8 protein-coding genes, 7 tRNA genes and 2 rRNA genes are annotated in these 7,856 nt (G+C 40.7%); all 17 read right to left on the minus strand.

Features of this window, described 5'->3' with window-relative positions; genetic code table 11:
* Nucleotides 1-56: 56 nt before the first annotated feature.
* Entirely contained in the window at nt 57-1,409 is a 1,353-nt protein-coding gene (gene glmM / locus QI30_RS15570; protein ID WP_126991510.1) for a phosphoglucosamine mutase, read from the minus strand.
* 42 nt (nt 1,410-1,451) lie between these two features.
* Nucleotides 1,452-1,574, minus strand: a complete 123-nt coding sequence (locus QI30_RS21140) for a hypothetical protein (RefSeq protein WP_255411579.1) — start codon at nt 1,572-1,574, stop codon at nt 1,452-1,454.
* 2 nt (nt 1,575-1,576) lie between these two features.
* Nucleotides 1,577-2,743, minus strand: a complete 1,167-nt coding sequence (locus QI30_RS15575) for a CdaR family protein (protein WP_233600616.1) — start codon at nt 2,741-2,743, stop codon at nt 1,577-1,579.
* Nucleotides 2,736-3,587, minus strand: a complete 852-nt coding sequence (gene cdaA, locus QI30_RS15580; RefSeq protein ID WP_126991511.1) for a diadenylate cyclase CdaA — start codon at nt 3,585-3,587, stop codon at nt 2,736-2,738. Before cdaA ends, QI30_RS15575 begins: the two co-directional genes overlap by 8 nt.
* 124 nt (nt 3,588-3,711) lie before the next feature.
* On the minus strand, nt 3,712-4,326 hold the full coding sequence (locus QI30_RS15585) for a zf-HC2 domain-containing protein (protein ID WP_126991512.1): 615 nt from the start codon (nt 4,324-4,326) through the stop codon (nt 3,712-3,714).
* Nucleotides 4,327-4,338: 12 nt separating this feature from the next.
* Nucleotides 4,339-4,902: an RNA polymerase sigma factor SigW gene (sigW, locus tag QI30_RS15590; protein WP_126991513.1), complete on the minus strand. Its 564-nt coding sequence runs from the start codon at nt 4,900-4,902 to the stop codon at nt 4,339-4,341.
* Nucleotides 4,903-4,966: 64 nt separating this feature from the next.
* Nucleotides 4,967-5,869, minus strand: coding sequence for an arginase (gene rocF, locus QI30_RS15595; RefSeq protein ID WP_126991514.1), 903 nt, complete (start codon nt 5,867-5,869; stop codon nt 4,967-4,969).
* A gap of 99 nt (nt 5,870-5,968) precedes the next feature.
* The gene (locus tag QI30_RS15600) at nt 5,969-6,145 is read right to left on the minus strand and encodes a CsbD family protein (RefSeq protein WP_126991515.1); all 177 of its coding nucleotides are present in this window, start codon (nt 6,143-6,145) and stop codon (nt 5,969-5,971) included.
* Between the two features lie 112 nt (nt 6,146-6,257).
* Nucleotides 6,258-6,330: transfer RNA gene (locus QI30_RS15605), tRNA-Lys, on the minus strand.
* 1 nt (nt 6,331) lies between these two features.
* A tRNA-Gln gene (locus tag QI30_RS15610) sits at nt 6,332-6,406 on the minus strand.
* A 19-nt stretch (nt 6,407-6,425) separates the two neighbouring features.
* A tRNA-Tyr gene (locus QI30_RS15615) sits at nt 6,426-6,509 on the minus strand.
* 17 nt (nt 6,510-6,526) lie between these two features.
* Nucleotides 6,527-6,602: transfer RNA gene (locus QI30_RS15620), tRNA-Val, on the minus strand.
* A gap of 4 nt (nt 6,603-6,606) precedes the next feature.
* Nucleotides 6,607-6,681 (minus strand) — tRNA-Glu (locus QI30_RS15625).
* Nucleotides 6,682-6,774: 93 nt separating this feature from the next.
* A tRNA-Thr gene (locus tag QI30_RS15630) sits at nt 6,775-6,847 on the minus strand.
* 23 nt (nt 6,848-6,870) lie between these two features.
* Nucleotides 6,871-6,947 (minus strand) — tRNA-Asn (locus QI30_RS15635).
* Between the two features lie 183 nt (nt 6,948-7,130).
* Nucleotides 7,131-7,246, minus strand: a 5S ribosomal RNA gene (gene rrf, locus QI30_RS15640).
* A gap of 53 nt (nt 7,247-7,299) precedes the next feature.
* Nucleotides 7,300-7,856 (minus strand): 23S ribosomal RNA (locus QI30_RS15645); the annotation flags it as partial.

Raw genomic sequence — 7,856 nt, forward strand, 5'->3', positions numbered from 1 at the left:
CATAATAAAAAGACGAGTGTTCCGTTATAACGGAACACTCGCCCTTTGACTAACTTTTATTCAGCTAAGCCCATTTCTGCGCGTACTACATCAGCGATTGCTGTGCAGTATTCTTCGCAAGCTTCTTGTGTTGGTGCTTCCACCATGACACGTACTAATGGTTCTGTACCTGATGCACGTACTAATACGCGACCGTCGCCAGCCATTTGCTCTTCTACTGCTGCAATTTTCGCAGCAACAATTGCATTGTCGGTAACAGCATGTTTATCTGTTACACGAACATTGATTAATTTTTGAGGGAAAATTGTCATTTCCGCTGCAAGCTCAGATAATTTTTTACCTGTTGCTTTCATTGTATTTACAAGTTGTAAGCCGGTTAATAGACCATCACCTGTTGTATTGTAATCTAAGAACACGATGTGGCCTGATTGCTCGCCGCCCATGTTGTAATCGTTTTTACGCATTTCTTCTACTACATAACGGTCGCCAACTTTTGTTTGAACACTCGCCATACCGCTTTCTTCAATTGCTTTGTAGAAGCCCATATTACTCATTACTGTTGAGACAACTGTATCTTTTTTCAGACGACCTTTTGCGTGTAAATACTTACCGCAAATGAACATGATTTGGTCACCATCGATGATTTGGCCATTTTCGTCTACTGCGATTAAACGGTCACCATCACCATCAAATGCTAAACCAAGGTCAGCGCCTTTTTCGACAACAAGCTCAGCTAACGCTTCAGGATGTGTAGAGCCGACACCATCATTGATATTTAAACCGTTTGGTGTAGCACCCATTGTTGATAAATCCGCTTCTAAATCTGCATATAAGTGAGCTGCTAATGAAGAAGTTGCACCATGTGCGCAGTCTAATGCGATATGAATGCCTTCAAAATCTTCATCTACTGTTTGTTTCAAGTATTGAATGTATTTTTGACCGCCTTCAAAATAGTCACTAACGCTACCAAGGTCTTTCCCAACTGGACGTGGTAATGTATCCTCATCTGCGTCTAATAATGCTTCAATTTCTGCTTCTTGATGATCTAATAATTTAAAGCCATCTGAGCCAAAGAATTTAATGCCATTATCTTCTACTGGGTTGTGTGATGCAGAAATCATAACCCCTGCATTTGCGCTTACTGCACGTGTTAAATAAGCAACCCCTGGTGTTGAGATAACGCCTAAACGCATTACTTCTGCTCCTACTGATAATAGACCTGCTACTAAAGCGCCTTCTAACATTTCCCCAGATACACGTGTATCACGGCCGATTAAAACTTTTGGACGATTTGTAGCTTCTTTCGTTAAAACGTATCCACCAATGCGACCTAATTTAAATGCTAATTCTGGTGTTAGTTCACTATTAGCGACGCCGCGGACGCCGTCTGTTCCGAAATATTTACCCATGTTTTTCTCTCCTTCAAAACTCATACATATCTCTATCATTCATTATGATTTTTTTGTAAATTTAACTTTTGCTGTTGTTTCAGATGCTTTTGCTTTAATGCCCTCAGGTGCCTCTACATGAATAGACATCGTTTTTGTACCTTCGGCAACATCTTCTACTTCCACACTTACATTAAAGCAGCAGCAGAAAGTTTCTCTATTGCATCCTTTTCCCCTTCAATCGTTAATGTAACCGTTCCAGGGTTCGGACGTACAAAATCAATTGTATACGCATCTGGATCAAAATTTAATACGTTAATAGGTACATTTTTTAATGTTTTTTGTGTTGTTTGTACCGTATCTGTCTCCTCGGTTTGTTCATCATCATTATTTGATGATTCATCCTCGCCCGTCGCTGCTCCAGCTTCTGTATTAACAGAAACATTCACTTTAGCAGTTGACGCATACGTTACACCTGCAGGCAGCACCACATCTACTGCTTTTGTCGTTGATGCTGTAACATCTGACACATCCACATTTAATGTTAAATTCTCAATTGTTTCTACTTGCTGTTTCGGGCCATACAATGTAATCGTTGCCTGCTCCGGCTTCATCGATACAATATTAACGCCTTCTGCCGGTTCCCCTTTTTGTTTCACAACAAGTGGTACTGTTTTATTATACTCGCCCACGTCAACTGTGACATGAACCGTACGTGGTGAAAACGACACTTCCAGTGGATTCCAGCTTGCATCAAAGGCTTTCACACGAATATCACGTTCAAATGATTTTTCAATATCACTACCAGGTACAATCGCCTTCACGTACGCAATGTCATTTACATCTTCTGCTGCACCCGTTACCGTTACCGTTTGCGGAGCTGCAGCTGAGGCAACTACATAGTGACCTGTTGCCAGTTGTTGCTGTGTAATCTGTGGTTCTACTTTTACTTGCTTAGATACGCGTTCTTGAATTTGAACAGTGACTGAACTTGGCTCAACTGTGTAATCCAATTTATCCGATAGTCCAGAAACGCGAACTTTCACTTTATGTGTGCCAATCGTTTTATTTTTCAAATCGATATAGGTCTCAAAATTTTTCGAGTTTTTCACCGGTAAAAGAATTCCGATTGGCCCTTTTAATTTAACAGATACCGTCTCTGGCTCACCCGCTACCACAAAATTACTATTGTCATAACGTACAGTAAGCGGCATTTCAAGCGTTTCTTCTTTTGTGCCTGATAGGGTATTTTGTGTTTTATCATCACTTTCAGGTTTGACCGTGAAGAATAATAGAATGGCTAAAATAAGAGCTGTAATTCGCAATAACCACGGATTATCAATAAATTTATCCATTATTCTTCTTACCCCCTCTCCAGTTCCATTTCGGCGCTGTTTGATCTGTCATATCGCCGAACCACGCTCTACGAAGGCGCACTTCAAACTCTTCTAGGGATAGGTCGCGGTGGATGTCTCCATTCACCGTTAAACTAATACCGCCCGTTTCTTCTGATACGATAATTGTAATAGCATCTGTTACTTCACTAATACCAATCGCAGCACGATGACGTGTTCCAAGCTCCTTCGAAATAAAAGGATTCTCAGAAAGTGGTAAATAACATGCGGCAGCAGCAATTTTATTTTTCTTAACAATTACTGCACCATCATGTAGTGGCGTGTTCGGAATGAAAATATTAATCATCAATTCAGATGAAATTTCAGAGTTCATTTGAATCCCTGTTTCAATATAATCCGTTAAGCCCGTATCTTTCTCAATCGACACCAATGCACCAATACGACGTTTCGCCATATAGCCCACTGATTTTGTCATTGCCTGTACAAGGCGGTCTTGTTCTTGCTCCTCTTTCAGATTACTACTTCGAGAGAATAATTTGCCTCGACCAATTTGCTCAAGTGCTCGACGAATTTCCGGTTGGAAAATAATAATAATAGCTAAGAAACCGAAATCAATAATCTGCTTCGTAATCCAGCCGAGCGTATCGAGTCCGAGTAGCACAGTTGCGACGCGGATAATGAATATTACAAAGATACCCTTCAACAATTGCACTGCTTTTGTTCCGCGTATTAGAGTAAGACCTTTGTAAATCACATACCAAACGAGTAGAATATCCAAAATATTAAGGAACAATCTTACTACTTCATTGTCTGCGAGTTGACTAATTTCTTGTATAAAATTCATGTGGATCGATCCCCCACTTTTCTAGCAAGTGCATATGTGTCAAGTATAGCACATATCCTAAAAAAACCCTTCTGAGAACATAGAAAAACAGCTTAAGGTTACGAGTACACCCTAAGCTGTTTTATTAGTCTGCAGTACTAAATAGCTTTTTGACACCGTTTTTAATCGAATACCAAAGCCACTCAAACGATTCATTGATTTCCTCAACGTTTCCAGTGACATTTGCTGTAGAAGCCATATATTTACCGTTTACGACAGTAACATCGCCTTCCACATTACCTTCGACAACTAAATTGCCATTTTCCACAACTAAATCAGATTTAATTGTTTCACCAACTGGTACTGTGACCGTTTCTCCCTCTACGATGAGACCAGGAGCTTTTGTTACGGAAAATTGCTGTGAATTATTAAAGCTTGAAAATAAAGTCGCACTCATCAAAATCAAAAATACTACAGCGGCTACGAGCATCGGATGTCTACGTAAGAAACGTTGTACCCCTTTTAATGCACGCGGTTTCATAGGAATTCGATGCATCACATTCGTTGTAAAGCCCGCAGGTACAGAAATTGCGGCAGCACTTTTTATAAATGCAACGACATTCGTTAATTCATTCATATGCTCTTTACATGTATCGCAACTTTTTAAATGTGTTCGTAATTCTTTTTCATGTTGTTGGCTAATATCGCCATCCAAATATTCATGCATATATTCAACTACATGCTCTGGACACTGCTTCATAGAAATGACCTCCTACAAATCCCCCAACTGCTTACGTAATGCTTCGCGTCCTCTATGAACACGTGTTTTCACTGTTCCTAAAGGAATGTCGAGAATATCACTAATTTCTTGCAGGGGTAACTCCTCAATATACTTTAAAATGATGACCGCACGATACTTATCCGGCAAGCGACTAATTTCATATTGAATGCGCTCTTGTAGCTCCATGCGTTCAAGTTCTTCCTCTGGTAACAGTTCATCCACAGCAAGCTGTGAATACATATCTAACCCTTCCGTCCCAGGTACTTCCGCGTCTAAATAATAATCCGGTTTTTTCTTACGAATACGGTCAATACATAGATTCGTTGCGATACGATATAGCCATGTAGAAAATTTTCGTTTTTGATCATACGTGTGCAGATGAATATAAGCTTTAATAAAAGCTTCCTGTGCCGCATCTTCTGCTTCTTCTTTATTGCCAAGCATGCGGTAGCATACTTGATGTAAGCTTTGTTGATAAAGGCTCACAATATCCGCGTATGCACTTTGATCACCTTTAAGTACTTGTTTAATTCTTTTGTTGATTAACGGATCCATTGTGATGTCCTTTCCACCTTCGCTTGTTTAATATACGGATAACTTTTTAAAAGGTTTCATTTTTTCATACAAGTTGCTCTCCCATTAATGAGCCAAGCAATGTAACTGCAACCTCAGCAGTTCGATTACGCTCATCCAAAATCGGATTCACTTCTACTAATTCAAGCGAGGTAATAAGATTTGAATCTTGTAGCATTTCCATCGCTAAATGACTCTCACGATATGATAATCCTCCTGGCACTGGTGTTCCTACTCCAGGCGTATACAATGGGTCAATACCATCTAAATCTAGAGACAAATGCACACCGTCCACATGCTGACCTTCTAAATGAATAATAGCTTCTTGCATCACCGCAGTCATCCCTAAACGATCCACATCATGCATCGTATACACTTGAATTCCATGCTCACGAATAAATCGCTTCTCACCTTCATCAATTGAACGTGCGCCAATCAATACGACATTCTCCGGCTTCACTTTCGGAAAATCTCCTTGAATAGCGGTTAATACCTTCGCACCATACCCCATTGCAACTGCTAATGGCATGCCATGAATATTTCCACTAGGTGATGTTTCCTCTGTATTCATATCTGCATGTGCATCATACCAAATAACGCCTAGGTTTTCATAGTTTTCAGCCAAACCTGCAAGCGTTCCAATAGCAATACTGTGATCACCACCTAGCACTACTGGAAACATTCCTTTTTTCACAATAGCATTTACTTCGCCCGCTAATCTTTTTGAAATGTCCACCACGCCGTCTACATTTTTTAATGTTGGATGAATTTGATTATGAAACTTCTTATCAATATGTAAATCGCCTAAATCTTCAACATGATGACCCAAATTTTCTAAGCGCTCAATCGCTCCAGCATAACGTAATGCACTTGGTCCCATATCTACCCCACGTCGGTTTTGTCCAAAATCTGAAGGTACACCAATAACTGCGACATTCAACGTTTTCATAATCAATTCCTCCTGTATGCGTTTTCATTATTATTATACAGAAAAAAATCCTCATATGATAAAAATTACCATACAAGGACTTATATTCTTTGAACACAATTATTTATTATACTTATCTTTCAAATCTGCTACCTTTTCTTGTGCTTCACCTTTAGCTTTATCTAATTTACCTTCAGCTTGAAGTTTCGCATTATCTGTAGCATTCCCTACTTGATCTTTCACTTCACCCTTAGCTTTGTTAACGCCTGCTTTTAGTTTATCTGAGAACTCTGACATATAAATAAAACCTCCTAAAAAATTTAATTTATACAAACACAATATATCTATTCCCACTATTTATTATTTAAAACAAAAAAACTTCCTCACACATATGTGAAGAAGTTTGTTATGAGTCATGCAGGATTCGAACCAGCGACCCTCTGATTAAAAGTCAGATGCTCTACCAACTGAGCTAATGACTCATGGCTGGGGTACCAGGATTCGAACCTGGGCATGACGGAATCAAAATCCGTTGCCTTACCGCTTGGCTATACCCCAATATTAAGTTTGATTAAAATGGTGGAGGGGGGCAGATTCGAACTGCCGAACCCGAAGGAGCGGATTTACAGTCCGCCGCGTTTAGCCTCTTCGCTACCCCTCCAGATAAAAGTATTAAAATGGTGGAGGATGACGGGATCGAACCGCCGACCCCCTGCTTGTAAGGCAGGTGCTCTCCCAGCTGAGCTAATCCTCCATAATGGTGACCCCTACGGGATTCGAACCCGTGTTACCGCCGTGAAAGGGCGGTGTCTTAACCGCTTGACCAAGGGGCCATTAAAAATATTTAAGTCTTTATCAAGACATTTAATATAGTATCATATATCAATATATCATGCAATACGTTTTTTTATTTTTTTATAAAGTTAAGCTTCCAACCGGATTCGAACCGGTGACCTCTTCCTTACCATGGAAGTGCTCTACCTGCTGAGCTATGGAAGCACAGCTAAAAAAAGACAAAAAAATGGCTCCGTTGGCAGGACTCGAACCTGCGACCCTCTGATTAACAGTCAGATGCTGCTACCAACTGAGCTACAACGGAACAATACTATTTCAATATGTATTTAACTCTCTTAAATACATTTATAATTATAGCTAAAATACCTATAATAGGCAATAGTTTTTTATAAAAAAATAAATGTTTTCTGAACATTTAATTATAGTAATATACATAAATATATATAGAAAATAAAAAAAGCACTGACTTCTGTCAGTACTTTGGTGTGCCTAGCAACGTCCTACTCTCGCAGGGGGAAACCCCCAACTACCATCGGCGCTAAAGAGCTTAACTTCTGTGTTCGGCATGGGAACAGGTGTGACCTCTTTGCCATCATTACTAGACTGTGAAAGATTGTTCTTTCAAAACTGGATAAACTGTGACATGAAAGTAATATTTGGTTAAGTCCTCGACCTATTAGTATTCGTCAACTCCGTACATCGCTGCACTTCCATCTCGAACCTATCTACCTGATCGTCTTTCAGGGGTCTTACTTACTTGCGTAATGGGAAATCTCATCTTGAGGGGGGCTTCATGCTTAGATGCTTTCAGCACTTATCCCGTCCACACATAGCTACCCAGCGATGCCTTTGGCAAGACAACTGGTACACCAGCGGTGTGTCCATCCCGGTCCTCTCGTACTAAGGACAGCTCCTCTCAAATTTCCTACGCCCACGACGGATAGGGACCGAACTGTCTCACGACGTTCTGAACCCAGCTCGCGTACCGCTTTAATGGGCGAACAGCCCAACCCTTGGGACCGACTACAGCCCCAGGATGCGATGAGCCGACATCGAGGTGCCAAACCTCCCCGTCGATGTGGACTCTTGGGGGAGATAAGCCTGTTATCCCCAGGGTAGCTTTTATCCGTTGAGCGATGGCCCTTCCATGCGGAACCACCGGATCACTAAGCCCGTCTTTCGACCCTGCTCGACTTGTAGGTCTCGCAGTCAA

Origin of the sequence: Candidatus Kurthia intestinigallinarum, assembly GCF_003991225.1 — a bacterium.
In the GTDB taxonomy this organism is placed as follows: domain Bacteria; phylum Bacillota; class Bacilli; order Bacillales_A; family Planococcaceae; genus Kurthia; species Kurthia populi.